This is a genomic window from Methylotuvimicrobium alcaliphilum 20Z (assembly GCF_000968535.2).
Classification (GTDB): domain Bacteria; phylum Pseudomonadota; class Gammaproteobacteria; order Methylococcales; family Methylomonadaceae; genus Methylotuvimicrobium; species Methylotuvimicrobium alcaliphilum.
The window spans coordinates 3580203-3597815 of the sequence record NC_016112.1; the positions used below are offsets into that span (position 1 = coordinate 3580203).

Genomic DNA, 17613 nt, shown 5'->3' on the forward strand with positions numbered 1-17613 from the left:
TTCACAAAACCTACCGAAACTTTCCACAATAGCAACACGGTGACTTGTGTTTTTCTAAAGAAACAAATCCCTTTATACATGGACGGAATATAGCTAATTTTGCTATACTTTCACGCCGTACGCTGATTAGAAACTGATCGGCGCCCACCGAAAAATCAACCTCACATTACCGGAGAACTTATATGGCAATTAAAGTCGCAATCAACGGCTATGGTCGTATTGGACGAAATATCGTTCGTGCATTGTATGAATCTGGCCGCAACGGTGAAATCCAAGTTGTCGCAATCAACGACTTGGGCGATTCCGCTACCAATGCTCACCTCACTCAATACGATACCGCGCACGGAAAATTCCCCGGTGAAGTCGGTGTCGACGGCGATTACATGATCGTCAATGGCGACAGAATTCGTGTACTTTCCGAACGCGATCCATCCAAACTACCTTGGGCCGAACTCGGGATCGACGTCGTCCATGAATGCACCGGTTTTTTTACCAGCAAAGCCAAAGCTTCCGCCCATATCACCGCAGGCGCGAAAAAAGTCATCATTTCGGCCCCCGGCGGTAACGACGTCGACGCCACAATCGTTTACGGCGTCAACCACGATACGTTAAAGGCTTCCGACACGATCATTTCCAATGCTTCATGCACCACCAACTGTCTGGCGCCATTAGCAAAAGCCTTAAACGATACCATCGGCATCAAACACGGCTTGATGACCACGATTCATGCTTACACCAACGACCAAGTATTGACCGATGTTTATCACAGCGATTTACGCCGCGCTCGTTCCGCAACACAATCGATGATCCCAACCAAAACAGGCGCTGCGGCGGCTGTCGGTTTGGTTCTGCCTGAATTGGCCGGAAAACTGGACGGCTTCGCCATGCGCGTACCGACCATCAACGTTTCGGTCGTCGACCTGTGCTTTACGGCCGGAAAAAACACCAGCGTGGATGAAATCAACAGCATCCTAAAATCCGCTTCGGAAAAATCGAACGGTATCTTGGCTTATAACGACAAGCCACTGGTTTCTATCGACTTCAACCACAATCCTGCATCATCCATCTACGAATCGTCATTAACCAAAGTCACCGAAGGAAACTTCGTTAAAGTTTTGGCTTGGTACGACAACGAATGGGGCTTCTCGAATCGTATGCTGGATACCACTGTTGCCTTGTGCAACGCAAAATAAAGGGCACTAATGTTACGAAGAACCAAAATACTGGCCACTTTGGGCCCCGCAACGGATAAACCCGGGGTCCTGGAAAACTTGTTCAAAGCCGGCATCGACGTGGTTCGCATGAATTTCTCGCACGGCTCGGCGCAAGACCATATTGACCGAGCCAACAAAGTTCGCGAATTAAGCCGCAAAACCGGACGCCGCGTCGGCATATTAGGCGACCTGCAAGGCCCTAAAATACGCATAGCGCGTTTCAAGGAAACGAAAGTATGGCTTGATGAAGGCCAGGATTTCGCCTTGGACATCAACTTAGGGCCGAACGACGGCGATAATACCCAAGTCGGCATCACTTACGAACCGCTGGCTCGCGAAGTGCGCAACGGCAGTCGTTTACTGTTGGACGATGGACGAGTGGTATTAGATGTAGTCGATACCGACGGCAAACGCGTCAATTGCAAAGTAGTCGTCGGCGGCGACCTGTCCAACAACAAAGGTATCAATTTGATGGGTGGCGGGCTTTCCGCCGCTGCTTTGACCGAAAAAGACAAGGAAGACATCAAAACGATTGCGAAAATCGATTGCGATTATGTTGCGGTATCTTTTCCTAGATGCGCAGCGGACTTGAACGAAGCACGCGAATTGCTGCTGGCGGAAGGTTGCCATGCCGGCATCGTCGCTAAGGTCGAGCGCGCAGAAGCGATGGATGCAATGGATGAAATTATCCTGGCATCCGATGCGGTAATGGTCGCTCGTGGCGACTTGGGCGTTGAAATTGGCGACGCTAACCTTCCGGCCGCACAGAAACGACTCATCAGCCGTGCTCGCGAACTGAATCGCATAGCGATCACTGCGACGCAAATGATGGAATCAATGATCGAAAACCCGATTCCGACTCGCGCCGAAGTTTTCGACGTTGCGAATGCGGTCGTCGACGGCACCGATGCGATCATGCTATCGGCCGAAACCGCTTCCGGTAAATATCCGGTCAAAGCGGTCGAAGCGATGGTACGGGTTTGCGAAGAGACCGAAAAACAGCCGAGCGTTCGAGTTTCGAAGCATCGTATGGATACGCAATTCCAGCGCATCGACGAAGCGATTGCGATGTCGGCGATGTATATGGCGAATCATACGACGATTCATGGCATAGCGGCATTGACCGAATCCGGATCGACACCATTATGGATGTCCAGAATCAGCTCGGCAATTCCTATCTTCGCATTTAGCAGTCAGGAAAAAACTTTAGGCAAGGTAACGCTTTATCGAGGCGTATTTCCGTTCTATTTCGACAAACACTTGAAAGAACCGGATCATGCCGAAGTGAACCGTGAAATCGTCAAACAGCTAAGAAAACGCCACCAAGCGCAAAATGGGGATAAATTCATCATCACCAAAGGCGATCTAACCGGCGTTCAGGGCGGAACCAACGCATTGAAAGTGATTACAGTGGGTGAAGGCTTAACGCCTTAATAACTCACTGGCATTCCTAAACAATGCAGCAAGGGCGGATATTCTCCGCCCTTTTTTATTTACAGCGCCCGCTTGCAAGATTAGGCGAGATCAATCCCAGGCTTCAAAGCACCTGGATCGGGTCCGCCTGCCGGCGGACACCGAATCGCAAAAATAATTTTATTTTTTTCCTTTCGGAATCAAACCTAATAGTTTGCCTACGTGTCTTTCGGTAATGAATGCCAAGAAAAACAGCTGTATAAAATTATCTGCTTCGATTAAATCGAGACCGATCTTTTTCGGAACCAATTCCTTGCGAGTACCAAACAATTGATCCCATATCGATAACACGATACCGTAATTACTGTCATGCTCACTACGTAGTGCCGAATGATGAGTTCTATGCAAGGCCGGCGTAATAATTACTTTCGACAATAAATCTTCTTTATCGAAGGACAGATTCGAATGATGGAAGAAAATGAAAGACAGCTCGATCAACTCGATCGCGAGTATCACGTAAGCATCCACACCGAAAACAATGACGAACAGGCATTTCATGACGATTTCAATAAACAGATCGAATACATGAAAACGAAAACCGGTCGTGACGTTAAAAGTTTTATCACTATGATGAATTTTATGGAAACGCCATAAAAATTCGTTTTTGTGACTTGCATAATGCCAAACATAAATCGCAAGATCGAAGAGCAAAAACGATAGCACCCATTTAATCGGCCCGTTAGACAGACCGCTCAATACGCCATAATTCGAAAACTGTTGAGCCACAAAAAAAAGCGAGGATGCTCTTAGCGTGGTTAAAATTACATTATTGAATAAAAAAGCCGTAGTATTGGTAACCACCGAATTCTTTGCGACTTTTCGATCGAACCGCTGGTAAGGCTTCAATCCCTCCATCACTATTAACAACAGAAATGCTGCTATCGCCATTGACAAAAAGATTTCATTTAACGGCAGACCTTGCTCGCTAACCGGTAAAGAACTATCCGTAACGTTCATGGCGCACCTTGACTAATAATACACATTTCACCACCCTATATAGAAAGTCTTTCTGGATAAATCCTCAACCAATTGCAAAAAATATCCCCTAATAAATCAGAATATTACAGACTTTCAAGCTGTTTGTTTAAATTATTGATTGTTTCCTCGTCAACCATTTGTCGAGTAATATCGTATTGCACGCCGAGAAAATAAATCAGCTTGCCGCTCCGATCGCATAATGGAATGATCTTAAACCGGTTATAAAATAACTCTCCGTTTTTTTTATAATTACGCAAAACCACTTCAACCGGTTTTTGTGCATTTATAGCCTCCTTAATCCTCTTAATTTCTTCTTGGTTTCGGTCATCGCCCTGCAAGAATCGACAATTGCGCCCAATCACTTCTTCCTGCGAATAACCGGTAACAGCTTCAAACGCTTTGTTGGCGTAAACAATCGGCATGTCGTCAAGGTCGGGGTCGGCTAGCGTAATGCCGTTAATACATTCATCCAGAATCAGCGATAGAATTTGCGGAATCAGTCCCGGATCTTTTTCAGCGATAAAAGCCATGGTTATACTCCTAGATAAATTTACGATTGGAACATTCAGTATTGGCTGCCGGCGGCATTTAATGTCTTTAAATTAAGACCCTTCCGGCTCACCGTAATGGCCACACAACAGTGTTTGGATGTTTTCCAGCGAATTTTGCAAGCCTTCCTCGATCGCAACGCGAATCAACTTTTCAAACGGCCTCATGAAAAAATCGACATGCAACAACTCAAAGCTTATTTCTAATCGAGCCGAATCGATGCCGTCGTCCTCCTCGAAGGTATAAACTTCACGAAACTCTTGGCTTACCGATTCCAGCGCCAATTTTTGCAACGGCACAAATTCGGTGATCTCGAACATCGATTCAACTTTTTGCCCTTGCTCTATTCTAACTTGCTTGGCTCTGGAACCGACTCCGATACGATGCTCCTGCAGCACCTCAAATTCGACAACTTCTAAGGCCCATTTAGGATAATTATCAAAAAAATGTAATCCGACATAATCGAATACGTCAGCGACGGTTTTTTCGATGCCTATATCAGCTTTCCCGATCAACGGTTTTGATAAATCAAACGCAAACATGCCACCTCCCGGTCGATCCTGAGTTGAAGCTTTTTTTATCCGGCACCGAACCGCCATCGATAGGCATTTTCGGATGAATGTCGGCAATCGTCATGGCAACCTCATTGCTCATTAGCTTCCCCATATCGCTAGCCGCTTGTTTTTTTGAAATAATCGCGATCACGTTTGAGTATTCAACGTTTAACAGCTCCCCGCTTAGACTGCTGACTAAGGTAGTCGGAGCGTCTTAAGTCGAAAGAATTATTCAATCTTTCGATCTCGTGTTGCGCATGTATCTGTTCGGTAATGTCGTATTGAATGCCTAGAAAATAAATCAACCGACCTTCGTTATCGAATAAGGGGGTTACAGAAAGCCGATTGTAAAAAAGGTCGCCGTTTTTTTTATAGTTTTTTAGCGTGACCTCAACTGCTCGTTGATTCCTGATCGCCTCACGCAAGATTTCAATCTCCGGTTGATCATGATCTTTTCCTTGCAAGAACCGGCAGTTTTTTCCAATAATGTCATCACGACTGTAACCAGTGATTTTTTCGAAAACTTCGTTCGCGAAGACGATCGGGTTATCTTCCAAATCGGGGTCGGACAAGGTAATACCATTAACACAACCGTCCAAAATTTGAGTAAGAATGTGAGGAATGACTCCCGGATCTTTTTCTATTTGAAATTTCATGTTCGATATCCGCCATCTGACTCAAAAAACATCCGGATTCCTTAGCAATAGTTAAACTAACCCTGTCATTCCGCCATGGATGGCAGGCATTTGAATCCCATCGAGCCTGAATGCCGGCATTACTCATTCTTTGACGGTTTAACTTAATGGTAGTGACGCTCTGCGCTCATCGTTATTCATAAATTTTAGAGTGTCCAAAGCGGGCCCTACGCCCCTAAGGAATATGCACAAAATAACTTATACAAGTAGTAGGCTTTGTGGCGGTTTGGTAACTCGCTTGACAGGACGCCGTGAACCCAGCACCTAAATTATCCAAGATATTTAACCATAGCCAATGGGCTATGGAATTTAGGTGCTGGGTGAATACGTCCATGTAGGCTTGACGGCGGAATCTGATTGCCATGGATGGCATGAATGCAGATTTTGCAGGAGCAAAAATCTGCCCTGCCGTCGACACCTGTCAATTGAGCCGCCAAACCCCCTTCCGGCAGTTGTCTAAGTTATTTCATGCTCGTTCCTAAGACTCTATTAAGGTTTTGAGATTTCGAACCGTTCGGATCGCGCCCTCTCTCACAGCAATACGAATCAGCTTTTCAAACGGTAGCATGAAAAGCTCGAGCCTCAATAATTCGAAAGTAAATGTGACTTCAGTCTGCTCCGGCGTTCTCCCGGGCTTAAAATCATAAAAACAACGATAGGGATTCGAAACACCTTCAAAAGTCAATTTAGTAAGCGGGTCAAAGCGAGTCACCTTAAAAGTCGACTCGCTTCTTTGACCCTGATCGATTCGCACTTGCCTGGCAAGACTATTCAAACGTAACGGCGGATCGCTCAGTAATTCGCATTCGATGACCTCAGGCGACCACCGAGGATAATTTTTAAAAAAATCGACCCCGATAAAATTAAACACATCATCCACCGGTTTATTGATGATTGTGCTAGCCGTACCCGAAGCGGAATGATCCGAAGTAAATCCAAACATTTACAGGCTCACCATTTGGTTAACAATAGAAGCGAAAGTCCTTGTGATTGGCTCATTTATTCCATTCATTTCGATTATAACGAATTGTCAAATAGAATATCAGCACAATTTGTATTGGCAATCATCCGCCTTGAAATATTTAGCCGAATTCATTGAAAGTTATACCTTTCGCACTTCATCCCCCTTCTTTCACCTTTCACCTTTCACCTTTCATCTTTCTGCTCTCTACTCACCATAAAATTCACAAATCCGCCAAATTCCCTTTGGTTTCGAGCCAATGCTTACGATCCGGCGAACGTTTTTTGGCTAATAGTAAATCCAGTTGTTCGCTGGTATCGTCATCGGCGGCGACCGTTAATTGCACGAGCCGGCGGGTATCGGGGTTCATCGTCGTTTCACGAAGCTGGCTCGGGTTCATTTCGCCCAAACCTTTGAAACGCTGAACATTGATCTGGCCTTTCAACTTTTCTGCCTTAATTCGATCCAAAACGCCTTGGCGCTCGGCTTCGTCGAGCGCATAAAAGACTTTTTTGCCGATATCGACCCGATACAACGGCGGCATTGCGACAAATACATGGCCGGCTTGCACCAAAGCATTAAAGTGCTGATAAAACAATGCGCAAATCAATGTCGCAATATGATTACCGTCCGAGTCTGCGTCTGCTAAAATACATACCTTACCGTAGCGCAGGCTTCGTAAATCATCCGAACCCGGTTCTATGCCCAAAGCCACCGCGATATCATGAACCTCCTGAGACGCCATGACTTGGCTCGAATCGACTTCCCAGGTATTTAAAATTTTCCCCCGTAGCGGCATGATCGCCTGAAATTCTCGGTCTCTAGCCTGCTTAGCCGAACCGCCGGCCGAATCGCCCTCAACCAAAAACAATTCGGATCGGCCGATATCCTGGCCGGAACAATCGGCAAGCTTACCGGGTAGCGCAGGTCCCGAGGTCAATTTCTTACGAACGATTTTCTTAGCCGATTTCAATCGCTTTTGCGCACTGGCAATAATAATTTCAGCAATTTTTTCGCCTTCGGACGGATGCTGATTCAACCAAAGACTGAAACCGTCTTTCGCAACACCCGAAACGAACGCGACACATTCGCGCGAACTCAAACGCTCTTTGGTTTGTCCCGAAAACTGAGGATCTTCCAATTTGACCGACAAAATAAAATGGCAGTGCTCCCAAACATCTTCCGGAGAAACCTTGATGCCTCGCGGCAATAGATTTCTGAAATCGCAAAATTCGCGCATCGCTTCAGTCAAACCGGCCCGTAAACCGTTGACATGCGTGCCGCCTTGCGCGGTCGGCACCAGATTGACATAACTTTCGTTAATCGCTTCCGGCAAGCTATCGGCCGTCCACACGATACCCCATTCGACCGCTTCATGATCGGACGTCATTTTGCCCATGAAAGGCGGTTCGGGATAAAATTCGGCATCCCCTACACGATCGAGTAAATATTCCTTGAGGCCGTCTTGATAACACCATTGCCATTGCTCATCGGTAAATTCGGATTGCAAAGTAATATTGAGACCCGGGCATAATACCGCTTTCGCTCTCAACACATGCCTGAGCTTACTGACCGAAATCTTACTCGAATCGAAATATTTTTCATTCGGCCAAAACTTGACTGAAGTGCCGGTATTGTTGCGGCCCACCGTGCCCATTTCGGCCAACTCGCTCTGCTTTTCGCCGTCGGCAAAGGTCATTCGATACACCTTACCGCCCCGTTTAACCTCGATCTCCAACTTGGCCGACAAGGCATTGACGACCGAAACACCGACACCGTGCAAACCGCCGGAAAACTGATAATTTTTATTCGAGAACTTCCCGCCGGCATGCAGTTGCGTCAAGATCACTTCGACACCGGGAATACCCTGTTCCGGATGAATGTCGACCGGCATCCCGCGGCCATTGTCGCTAACCGATACCGAGCCGTCTTTGCATAATATGACAGTAATATTATCGGCATGCCCTGCTATCGCTTCGTCGACGCTGTTGTCGACAACCTCTTGCACCAGATGGTTCGGTCGGGTCGTATCGGTATACATACCCGGCCGTTTTCGGACCGGTTCCAAGCCGCTTAATACTTCTATCGCGGCTGCATTGTAATCATTACTCATACTTCCTAATCACTCATTATCCAATTTCATATATAATGGCCGGTTTGATTCCATCGCCCAATTTCTACCTACTATTTTATCTACATGCCGAAAAAAAAAACCACGAATTTATTCGAAGAGTCCCTAGCCGAGCTTGAGCAACTCGTCGAGCAAATGGAACAAGGTGAGCTATCTTTGGAAGACTCGTTAAAATCATTTGAACGCGGCGTCGCCCTGACTCGAACCTGCCAGAAAGCCTTGCAGGAAGCCGAACAGAAAGTTCAGATTTTACTGGAAAAAAACGGCACTCAAACTCTGGAGCCCTTCACCGATGAGTAACGCACTGAAAGACTATCTCTCCTTTTGTCAAAACCGTGTCGAAAGAGCCTTGGAAGCCCGACTGCCAAGCGAAAACCAAATTCCGACAAAATTGCACGAAGCGATGCGCTATTGCGTGCTGGACGGCGGTAAACGCATGCGTCCGATGCTAACCTACTGTACAGGAAAAGCCGTGGGCATTGCACCGGAAGATTTAGATGGCGCGGCCTGTGCGGTTGAATTCATTCATGTTTATTCGTTGATACATGACGATTTGCCGGCCATGGACGACGACGACCTCAGACGCGGAAAGCCGACCTGTCATATCGCTTATGATGAAGCGACCGCCATTTTGACCGGCGACGCTTTACAAGCATTGGCATTCAAGGTCTTGGCTGACGACCCTACCATCCGAGCCGATGCCGAAAGCCGTCTAAAAATGATTACGTTGCTGGCTAAGGCTAGCGGCTCTCAAGGCATGGTCGGCGGCCAAGCCATCGATTTAGAATCGGTCGGCACGATGCTGACGCTGCCTCAGCTTGAAAATATGCATATCCACAAGACCGGAGCGTTAATTCGAGCCAGCGTCAACATGGCGACGTTAACGAGACCCGATATCGACCCGAAACAGGCCGAAGGGCTCGATCATTACGCAAAATGCATCGGCCTATCCTTCCAAGTCAAGGATGATATTTTGGACGAAGAAAGCGATACCGCAACACTCGGCAAAACCCAAGGCAAGGACAAAGACAACGACAAGCCGACTTACCCTGCCTTACTCGGCTTGGCCGGCGCAAAGCAAAAAGCTCAGGAACTTCATGAGCAAGCCATTGAAAGCTTAAACGGATTCGGCCCCGAAGCCGATCTGCTTCGTGACTTGTCGCTTTATATTATCCAGCGAGATCATTAATTCCCGACTTAAACACTAGGGTATTAATCTGCATAATCAGTCGGTAACCGCGTCCGTGCCGATCAATAAGGAATCGATTTATTCATGAAAATCACAGGAAATTTCCCCCTACTAGACAGCATCAAGCTCCCCTCCGACCTTAGAAAACTGCCAAAGGAACGATTAAAACCGCTTGCCAAAGAACTTCGCGAGTTTCTGACCCACACAGTCAGTATTTCCGGCGGGCATTTTTCGGCAGGCCTCGGCACCGTAGAGTTGACTGTGGCGCTGCATTACGTATTCGACACGCCGCGCGATCAATTGGTTTGGGATGTCGGCCATCAGGCCTATCCGCATAAGATCCTGACCGGACGCAAGGAGCGCATGACGACAATTCGCACCCGCGACGGCTTTTGCCCCTTTCCAAACCGTTCCAAGAGCGAATACAATGCCTTCGGCGTCGGCCATTCGAGCACGTCAATTAGCGCGGCCTTAGGCATGGCGATCGCATCCGGTTTACGCGGCGAGGACAAGCACTGTGTCGCGATCATTGGCGACGGCAGCATCACCGGCGGCATGGCCTTCAAAGCAATGAACCATGCCGGTGCGATCGATGCAAATCTGTTGGTGATCTTGAACGACAACAATTTGTCAATTTCTCCAAATGTCGGCCCGTTGAAAAATTATCTGACTAAAATTCTGTCGAGTAAAATTTATTCTTCGGTACGCGAAAAAAGCAAAAAAGCTCTCACCAGCATGCCAAGCGTCTGGGAGCTGGCGCGCAAAACCAAAAAGCACATGAAAGGCATGGTCGTGCCCGGCACCTTGTTCAAGGAAATGGGGTTCAATTATATCGGTCCAATCGACGGCCATGACCTGGACATGCTGGTGTCAACCCTGGAAAATCTAAAACACATTTCCGGCCCGCGTTTCTTGCATATCGTCACCAAGAAAGGCAAGGGCTATGCGCCGGCCGAGAAAGACCCGCTCGCCTATCACGGCGTGCCGGCCTTCGACCCGAGCCGCGATTGTCTGCCGAAATCGGCCCCTTCTCCGCACCCGACGTATACGCAGGTATTCGGACAATGGCTCTGCGACATGGCCGAGCAGGACGAGCGCTTGTTGGGCATTACCCCGGCAATGCGCGAAGGCTCGGGCCTGGTCGCTTTTTCCGAACGCTTTCCGAAGCGTTATTTCGATGTCGCCATCGCCGAGCAGCATGCCGTGACCTTAGCGGCGGGCCTGGCCTGCGAGGGCGGCAAACCGGTCGTCGCGATCTATTCAACCTTCTTACAACGCGGCTACGATCAATTGATACACGATGTGGTCTTGCAGGACCTGGACGTATTGTTTGCGCTCGACCGCGCAGGTTTAGTCGGCCCGGACGGCCCGACCCATGCCGGCAGTTTCGATTACACCTACATGCGCTGCCTGCCGAACATGCTAATCATGGCACCGGCCGACGAGAACGAATGCCGGCAGATGCTCTATACCGGTTATCTGCATAAAGGCCCGGCTTCGGTACGCTATCCGCGCGGCAAAGGCCCGGGCGTGCCGGTCGATTGCACCATGACCGCGCTACCGATCGGCAAGGCCGAATTGCGCCATCAAGGCGGCCGCATCGCGATTCTGGCGTTCGGCAGCATGGTTACGCCGTCGGTCGAGGTCGGTAAGCAGCTCGGCGCGACCGTCGTCAATATGCGCTTCGTCAAGCCGCTCGATGAAGCGTTGATTCTGGAACTGGCCAAGAGTCACGATATCATCGTCACGGTCGAAGAAAACGTCATTGCCGGCGGCGCCGGCAGCGCGGTCAACGAATTTCTGCAGGCACAAAGAATCGTGATGCCGGTCTTGAATATCGGTCTGCCCGATGCCTTCATCGAACAAGGCACGCGCGAAGAATTACTGAGTTTTTGCGGATTAGATACCCAAGGCATATTGCAGAGCATCGAGCAATTTTGCGCGTGACTTCATTGCCTAAAGCCGGCTTTGTTTGATTGACCTTAGATAAAGCATTTCTGCGCGCTTTGGCCACGGTCAAAACGTTTATGACGGGGCGGCAAGCCCCATCCTGCAATGACTTATCGTTCCCATGCTCTGCGTCACTGCCATTAAGTTAAGGATTTTTCCGTTCGCCCTGAGCCTGTCGAAGGGTGAATGGAAAAATCCTGGGTCGATAAGTTAAGCCGTCCATGGTTCGACAGGCTCACCACGAACGGCTTAACTTAATGGCAGTGATGCTCTGCGTGGAAATGCCGCTTTAGAAGCTCCGCGTCGACTTGCGACTGCTAGGTGGATTGGGAGACTGTAAAGAGGAGCTCTTGCTTGTTTTTCTATCGCTAGGGAACAGGAGCCGGCCCGGGATGCATTCCCACGCAGAGCGTAGGAACGATTAAACTCAATCTTCATGAAGCCTCATTGCTCTAATTGGTTTTTCACTTTTTCGAATCCTTTTTCCATCTCGTACACAGTGCGTACACTTTAACTATGAACAAATTAAAAGAAAAAATCCGAGACATCCCGGACTTTCCGAAACCCGGCATTATCTTCAAAGATATTACACCGCTGGTCAAAGACCCGGTTGCAGTAAGACTTGCAGTTCATCACTTGCTGCATCCGTTCCTGGAAAGAGATATCACGGCCGTAGCCGGCATGGAAGCACGGGGCTTTATATTCGGCGCATTAGTCGCTTGGGAGCTGGGATTGCCGTTTGTACCGCTTAGAAAACCGGGCAAATTACCCTATGACGTACAAAGCGTTTCTTACGACTTGGAATACGGATCGGCGACATTGGAAGCACATAGCGATGCGTTTGAAACGGGGGACCGTGTTTTATTGATAGACGACTTGCTGGCAACGGGCGGAACCGCCAAAGCCAGTTGCGAACTGGTCGAGAAACTGGGCGCAACCGTTGAAGCCTGTGCATTTGTCGTTGAATTGGATTTTCTAAACGGACGCGAAAAGCTTGAAGCATACGAAGTTCATTCGTTGCTTCACTTTTAGCGCGAACCTCAAATTCTGACTATGCCCAAGGCAATCCAAAGCGTTCGAGGCGGATTCAAACGCCTAAAATCCTTGGTTCGGTATCGATTTCGCCTTGACTGTTTCCGAAGTATCCTCCACCGCTATAGGCTTTATATTGTCGAGTGATCCTTCAGATTTCATTTCAGCATCATTCACTTCATCAAACAACGCCTCATCAAAATCTAGCAGCGCTTTATCTAAGTCGTCATTGATTTCAATATTTCCATCGTTGATCAGATTATTGCGCCACTGAAGATAAGATTCGCGGGTAAATACATAAGGATCCAATGCCGCTTCATCGATGAATTTCAGCGCACCGTCAGCATTAGCTCTAGAATTGATAACTTGCAGCACTTGTATTGCTTGCACCGGCATTGCAACATAAGTCGCCGGGTTCGCTGCGGTATCCAATACCGCCCCGGGAATGCCCCGGGTGGTCGAGGGCCCTAAAAAAGGCAGCATTAAATAAGAACCCTGCGGAACGCCCCAGACCGCGAAAGTCTGATCAAAGTCTTCTTCATGATGCTCCAACCCCATGTCGGTCGCGATATCGAGCAAACCGCCCAGACCTATTGTGGAATTCACCAGGAAACGCCCTGAATCCTCGACGCTTTGCTGAAACTTACCCTGCAAAGCATCGTTGATAACGGTATTGATGGTTTTTAGATTGCCGAAAAAATTATTGACTCCAGTCTGCATAACATCCGGCGTCACGGTTTTATAAGCATTGGCGACGGGTTCGGCGACATATTCGTCAACCGTCATATTAAAAGCGTACACCTTACGGTTTATGTCTTCGTAAGGATCCACTTCCGACACCGATAAATCTTGACTCGCCGTCGTCGAGCAACCGCTTAACCCGTAAGCCTGGGCACAAAGAAAAACGACAATCATTCGTTGAAGCTTGCCACCCAAAATGCCCATAAAAACCTACTGCTTGGAATAAAGATCGATTTTTTCGCTGATTTTTTCGATCAGCACATCATAGCCGTCCCGTTTCAAGATACTGCCGTACTCCGAACGCCTTAAAGCCAAATCGCTGACACCATTGGCGATGATGTTGATTATTCTCCAGCTATTGCCTTTTTTCTTCAACATATAATCGAATTTAACATCCTTATCATCGGGTATGACCAAATAAGTATGGACGATAACACCGCCTCTTCCGGTCTCTTCCTCCGATTCGAATTTAAACGACTCGCCGGAGTATTCCTTAAAATTGTGCGCATAAGCCGCAACGCTGAATCGACTAAACACCTCGACAAATTTTTCTTGTTGATCCGACGACATATTCTCCCATTCACGCCCGACCACGACTCTTGCAATCATGTTTAAATCGTGGCTTTCGCTTACCGGTTTTTCAAGCTTATCGAAACGGCCTTCATAACCTAGCTCCTTACCGTTTTTCATAACTTCTATTAACTCGGCTTGAAAATTTTCAACGACCTCCCTGGCACTGAGAATATCCTCGGCATAGACCTCGGTTAAGCCCAACAAAAAAAGTAAAAAAAGACCCGGTATTTTATTTATTAGACTCTGACACATAAAAACTCCGAAAACATTGATTTCCGGCATGCTTTGCCGGTCGTAAAGAAGACATACCCTTTCGCTAGGCTGTCGAAAAAAGCCGCTTTTAGCTAATTGCCGTGTACCCGCTTTTTAAACTCAAAATATTTTTGAAAAGGCGCACGATGCGCACCCTACGGCGCTCAAGCTATCTTGGAATTTGTGTATTTATTCAAATCTCGCTATCGTTCCCACGCTCCAGCGTGGGAATGCAGCCCGAGACGATCTAGCGTCTCGTACCGCTGGAGCGGTACTCAAGCATTCCCACGCAGAGCACTCATCGTTATACACACATACCCGCCGGTAAGCGGGTATCCAGCACGTAGCCCGTATGTAGCGTAGCGAAATACGGGAACGGCGTGGCTCCGAGGTTCCCGGATGAAACGCAGCGTAATCCGGGCTACGCTTGGCAGGACGAGGTTTGCAACCTCGTCCGAAACGTTTTTGACCCTGCCGAAGCCCATTAAAACGTTGGGGACGGGTTAAATAACCCGTCCCGCAGGTGGCTACAGGGATGTATTGGCCTTGCCATCCCAGACACTGAATACCCGCTTCCCGGCGGGTATAACGGCGAAATGCCGGCATGAACACCCTTCGAACCTGCTTTATGAATCCATCGCCTCGACAGTAATAGGAATGCCGGAGAGACTAGAAGCCGGCTTTTCATTTGCATAAACAGGAACCGGCTCGGGAACCATGTCGCCTTCGGTTTTAGGGCCTCTGATCGCTGTCAACAGACCTTTAATCGGGTTTTTCATCATATCTTCTACGGCCGTTGCCTCGTAACCGCAATGCGCCATGCAACTCGCGCATTTCGGATTTTTCGAAGTACCGTATTTTTCCCAAGGCGTTTCATCGAGCAATTGTTGGAAGGTTTCCGCATAACCTTCGTCGGCCAACAAATAGCAAGGCTTTTGCCAACCGAATACATTGCGGGTCGGATTGCCCCATGGCGTACAATTATAGCTTTGATTACCGGCCAAAAAGTCTAAATAGAGCGACGAATGATTCAATTTCCATTTACGGTTCTTACCGATCTTGAAGATACCCCGAAATAACTCCTTGACATCGCGCCCTTTGATAAAGATATCTTGTTGCGGCGCGCGTTCGTAACTGAAACCAGGTGCTATCGTAATCCCTTCAACGCCCAACTCCATCGCGTAATCCAAAAACTCGGCCACTTCTTTCGCGTTCTCTCCTTGAAACAGCGTGCAATTGATCGTGACTCTAAAACCTTTATCGAGCGCTAGCTTGATCGCTTCGACTGCTCTATCGAAAACACCGTCTTGACAAACCGAGGCGTCGTGTCTTTCTTTATTACCGTCTAAATGAATAGAGAAAGTTAGATATGGAGAAGGCTTATAGTCATCGATCTTCTTCTTCAATAACAGCGCATTCGTACATAGATAAACGAATTTCTTTCTCGCGACGATGCCTTCGACAATTGCCGGCATATCTTTATGAATTAACGGTTCGCCACCGGGGATCGAAACCATTGGCGCATCGCATTCGTCGACCGCTTGCAAACATTCCTCGACCGATAAACGCTTATCTAAAATATCATCCGGATAGTCGATCTTTCCGCATCCTGCACAAGCCAGATTGCATCGAAACAATGGCTCGAGCATTAAAACCAAAGGATACTTTTTAGCCCCTTTCAATTTTTGCTTAATAAGATAACTACCAACTGCTAACTGCTGACGTAATGGCACACCCACGGGCATATCCTCCATATTGACTGAATACAAGCAAGGCCGACCATATCGAACCTCATAAAACCGAAAAACGACCTGTTGCATACTTGCAACAGGCCAAAAATACCATGCATCCTTCCTTGAAAACGACTGCCGGCGAATCAAAACAACCCACCTAAAATATAAGTCCTTATAGAATACAATCATTTATATATTTGCAAGTAGAATACTATCTTTTCGGAATCGACTCCAGTTTTAGCATAATTTTATCGCCTTAAGCGCCAAACCGGAGCGTATTGCAGCCTATTTGCAAAAATACAACACAAACTTTTAAATAGTTGATTTTTATTCTATATAACAGAGCCGGAAGACACGATTTTACTCATATTGGCTAGAAAACAACATTGCTTTGCAAAATACCAACAAACAGTCTATCATTGCCGTTAAATTAAGTCTGCTTCCAAAAACTATCAAGACGAAATCTTAGAAAATAATCATGAGCGCATTACAACCAACACTGGACAAACCGGAGTCATTAACCGGCCTATCCGACGATGAATTTCAAGCACTGCTGCTTGAAGGCGTCTCCAGGACGTTTGCGCTGACTATTCCGCAGCTACCGGAAAACCTCTATCGCCCGGTAGCCAATGCCTATCTGCTGTGCCGAATTGTGGACACCGTTGAAGACGAAGTCTCGCTAAGCCCCGACCAAAAAAAAATCTTCTGCGAGCGCTTCATCGAAACCGTAAAGACCGGTCATGGTGCGAATGATTTTGCCGCCGACCTATCCCCTTTATTGTCGGAACAAACCATTCCGGCAGAACATACGCTGATCGGACTGACGCCACGCGTCATTCAAATCACGCATTCGTTCGATCCGCAACAGATTGAAGCGCTGGCAACTTGCGTCGAAACAATGGCACAAGGCATGCCGATTTTTCAGGCGCAGAACCTAAGCAACGGACTGCCGACCATGGCCGACATGGACAAATACTGTTATTACGTAGCCGGCTGTGTCGGCGAAATGCTCGCCAAACTGTTTTGCCATTACTCACCCGAAATTGCGGCTCATAGAGAGCGCCTGCTCGAACTCTCGGTATCGTTCGGACAAGGCTTGCAAATGACCAACATCCTCAAGGACATATGGGACGACGCCAGCCGCGGAGTTTGCTGGCTGCCCCAAGATATTTTCGACGAGACCGGTTTCGACTTATCCACGTTGACGCCGGAAACCGACGACGAGAACTTCCGAAAAGGCCTTGAGCACCTAATCAGCATCGCCCACGGACACCTGCGTAATGCACTCACTTATACGCAGCTGATTCCGTCGCACGAAACCGGAATTAGAAACTTCTGCTTATGGGCGCTTGGCATGGCGGTCCTGACCTTGCGAAAAATCAAGCAACATTTAGATTTCACGCAATCCAACCAAGTCAAGATCACCCGAAACAGTGTCAAGGCAACCATTTTGACGACTCGTCTTACCGGGCGCAGCAACCTGCTGCTGTCCTTATTGTTTAATCTGACCAGCCGCGGGCTCGAATCGCCCGATTGGACTTACCACCCACAATCCCTGAAAGCTAAGTCAGCACTATAAAGGAAGCAT

At 47.9% G+C, this 17613-nt stretch carries 17 protein-coding genes; 7 read left to right on the forward strand and 10 right to left on the reverse strand.

Annotation, left to right across the window (positions count from 1 at the left end):
* Nucleotides 1-182 precede the first annotated feature (182 nt).
* Nucleotides 183-1193: a type I glyceraldehyde-3-phosphate dehydrogenase gene (gap, locus tag MEALZ_RS15055; RefSeq protein WP_014149507.1), complete on the forward strand. Its 1011-nt coding sequence runs from the start codon at nt 183-185 to the stop codon at nt 1191-1193.
* 9 nt (nt 1194-1202) lie between these two features.
* Entirely contained in the window at nt 1203-2648 is a 1446-nt protein-coding gene (pyk, locus tag MEALZ_RS15060; RefSeq protein WP_014149508.1) for a pyruvate kinase, read from the forward strand.
* 159 nt (nt 2649-2807) lie between these two features.
* Here the strand turns inward: pyk and MEALZ_RS15065 are convergent, their stop codons facing one another.
* The 7 genes from MEALZ_RS15065 to parE all read right to left on the reverse strand — a co-directional run bounded on the left by MEALZ_RS15065 (nt 2808) and on the right by parE (nt 8537).
* The gene (locus tag MEALZ_RS15065) at nt 2808-3644 is read right to left on the reverse strand and encodes a sterol desaturase family protein (protein WP_014149509.1); all 837 of its coding nucleotides are present in this window, start codon (nt 3642-3644) and stop codon (nt 2808-2810) included.
* Nucleotides 3645-3748: 104 nt separating this feature from the next.
* Nucleotides 3749-4195: a PAS sensor domain-containing protein gene (locus MEALZ_RS15070; RefSeq protein ID WP_014149510.1), complete on the reverse strand. Its 447-nt coding sequence runs from the start codon at nt 4193-4195 to the stop codon at nt 3749-3751.
* A 72-nt stretch (nt 4196-4267) separates the two neighbouring features.
* Entirely contained in the window at nt 4268-4756 is a 489-nt protein-coding gene (locus MEALZ_RS15075) for an SRPBCC family protein (RefSeq protein ID WP_014149511.1), read from the reverse strand.
* Entirely contained in the window at nt 4743-4868 is a 126-nt protein-coding gene (locus tag MEALZ_RS23805) for a hypothetical protein (RefSeq protein ID WP_269844347.1), read from the reverse strand. Before MEALZ_RS23805 ends, MEALZ_RS15075 begins: the two co-directional genes overlap by 14 nt.
* A gap of 61 nt (nt 4869-4929) precedes the next feature.
* Nucleotides 4930-5424, reverse strand: a complete 495-nt coding sequence (locus MEALZ_RS15080; RefSeq protein WP_014149513.1) for a PAS domain-containing protein — start codon at nt 5422-5424, stop codon at nt 4930-4932.
* A gap of 517 nt (nt 5425-5941) precedes the next feature.
* The gene (locus MEALZ_RS15085) at nt 5942-6406 is read right to left on the reverse strand and encodes an SRPBCC family protein (RefSeq protein WP_014149514.1); all 465 of its coding nucleotides are present in this window, start codon (nt 6404-6406) and stop codon (nt 5942-5944) included.
* 241 nt (nt 6407-6647) lie between these two features.
* Nucleotides 6648-8537, reverse strand: a complete 1890-nt coding sequence (gene parE, locus MEALZ_RS15090; RefSeq protein ID WP_014149515.1) for a DNA topoisomerase IV subunit B — start codon at nt 8535-8537, stop codon at nt 6648-6650.
* An 84-nt stretch (nt 8538-8621) separates the two neighbouring features.
* Here parE and MEALZ_RS15095 point away from each other — a divergent pair, with 84 nt between their 5' ends.
* The 4 genes from MEALZ_RS15095 (at nt 8622) to MEALZ_RS15110 (ending at nt 12726) form a co-directional block, all read left to right on the forward strand.
* Entirely contained in the window at nt 8622-8855 is a 234-nt protein-coding gene (locus MEALZ_RS15095) for an exodeoxyribonuclease VII small subunit (RefSeq protein WP_014149516.1), read from the forward strand.
* Complete coding sequence (gene ispA, locus MEALZ_RS15100; RefSeq protein ID WP_014149517.1) at nt 8848-9744, forward strand: (2E,6E)-farnesyl diphosphate synthase; 897 nt, start codon at nt 8848-8850, stop codon at nt 9742-9744. Before MEALZ_RS15095 ends, ispA begins: the two co-directional genes overlap by 8 nt.
* 84 nt (nt 9745-9828) lie before the next feature.
* The gene (gene dxs, locus MEALZ_RS15105; RefSeq protein WP_014149518.1) at nt 9829-11691 is read left to right on the forward strand and encodes a 1-deoxy-D-xylulose-5-phosphate synthase; all 1863 of its coding nucleotides are present in this window, start codon (nt 9829-9831) and stop codon (nt 11689-11691) included.
* 519 nt (nt 11692-12210) lie between these two features.
* Nucleotides 12211-12726 carry an adenine phosphoribosyltransferase gene (locus MEALZ_RS15110; RefSeq protein WP_014149519.1) on the forward strand — a complete coding sequence of 172 codons (516 nt, stop codon included), beginning with the start codon at nt 12211-12213 and terminating at the stop codon, nt 12724-12726.
* A gap of 63 nt (nt 12727-12789) precedes the next feature.
* Here MEALZ_RS15110 and MEALZ_RS15115 read toward each other — a convergent pair whose 3' ends face one another.
* From MEALZ_RS15115 to hpnH, 3 genes are all read right to left on the reverse strand, one after another.
* A complete protein-coding gene (locus MEALZ_RS15115) occupies nt 12790-13671 on the reverse strand; it encodes an MlaA family lipoprotein (protein ID WP_014149520.1) in 882 nt (293 codons plus the stop codon).
* A 6-nt stretch (nt 13672-13677) separates the two neighbouring features.
* Nucleotides 13678-14292 carry an ABC transporter substrate-binding protein gene (locus MEALZ_RS15120; protein WP_046061625.1) on the reverse strand — a complete coding sequence of 205 codons (615 nt, stop codon included), beginning with the start codon at nt 14290-14292 and terminating at the stop codon, nt 13678-13680.
* 626 nt (nt 14293-14918) lie between these two features.
* On the reverse strand, nt 14919-16031 hold the full coding sequence (gene hpnH, locus MEALZ_RS15125; protein ID WP_046061626.1) for an adenosyl-hopene transferase HpnH: 1113 nt from the start codon (nt 16029-16031) through the stop codon (nt 14919-14921).
* 472 nt (nt 16032-16503) lie between these two features.
* Between hpnH and MEALZ_RS15130 the strand changes: the two genes are divergently transcribed.
* Nucleotides 16504-17604, forward strand: coding sequence for a phytoene/squalene synthase family protein (locus MEALZ_RS15130; protein ID WP_014149523.1), 1101 nt, complete (start codon nt 16504-16506; stop codon nt 17602-17604).
* Nucleotides 17605-17613 lie beyond the last annotated feature (9 nt).

Coding starts and splice junctions, on each gene's coding strand:
- parE (WP_014149515.1), bottom strand. CDS start 8,537: ATGAGTAATGATTACAATGCAGCCGCGATAGAAGTATTAAGCGGCTTG.
- gap (WP_014149507.1), top strand. CDS start 183: ATGGCAATTAAAGTCGCAATCAACGGCTATGGTCGTATTGGACGAAAT.
- MEALZ_RS15070 (WP_014149510.1), bottom strand. CDS start 4,195: ATGGCTTTTATCGCTGAAAAAGATCCGGGACTGATTCCGCAAATTCTA.
- MEALZ_RS15120 (WP_046061625.1), bottom strand. CDS start 14,292: ATGTGTCAGAGTCTAATAAATAAAATACCGGGTCTTTTTTTACTTTTT.
- MEALZ_RS15075 (WP_014149511.1), bottom strand. CDS start 4,756: ATGTTTGCGTTTGATTTATCAAAACCGTTGATCGGGAAAGCTGATATA.
- ispA (WP_014149517.1), top strand. CDS start 8,848: ATGAGTAACGCACTGAAAGACTATCTCTCCTTTTGTCAAAACCGTGTC.
- MEALZ_RS15110 (WP_014149519.1), top strand. CDS start 12,211: ATGAACAAATTAAAAGAAAAAATCCGAGACATCCCGGACTTTCCGAAA.
- MEALZ_RS23805 (WP_269844347.1), bottom strand. CDS start 4,868: ATGAGCAATGAGGTTGCCATGACGATTGCCGACATTCATCCGAAAATG.
- MEALZ_RS15130 (WP_014149523.1), top strand. CDS start 16,504: ATGAGCGCATTACAACCAACACTGGACAAACCGGAGTCATTAACCGGC.
- pyk (WP_014149508.1), top strand. CDS start 1,203: ATGTTACGAAGAACCAAAATACTGGCCACTTTGGGCCCCGCAACGGAT.
- MEALZ_RS15115 (WP_014149520.1), bottom strand. CDS start 13,671: ATGGGCATTTTGGGTGGCAAGCTTCAACGAATGATTGTCGTTTTTCTT.
- MEALZ_RS15095 (WP_014149516.1), top strand. CDS start 8,622: ATGCCGAAAAAAAAAACCACGAATTTATTCGAAGAGTCCCTAGCCGAG.
- dxs (WP_014149518.1), top strand. CDS start 9,829: ATGAAAATCACAGGAAATTTCCCCCTACTAGACAGCATCAAGCTCCCC.
- MEALZ_RS15065 (WP_014149509.1), bottom strand. CDS start 3,644: ATGAACGTTACGGATAGTTCTTTACCGGTTAGCGAGCAAGGTCTGCCG.
- MEALZ_RS15080 (WP_014149513.1), bottom strand. CDS start 5,424: ATGAAATTTCAAATAGAAAAAGATCCGGGAGTCATTCCTCACATTCTT.
- MEALZ_RS15085 (WP_014149514.1), bottom strand. CDS start 6,406: ATGTTTGGATTTACTTCGGATCATTCCGCTTCGGGTACGGCTAGCACA.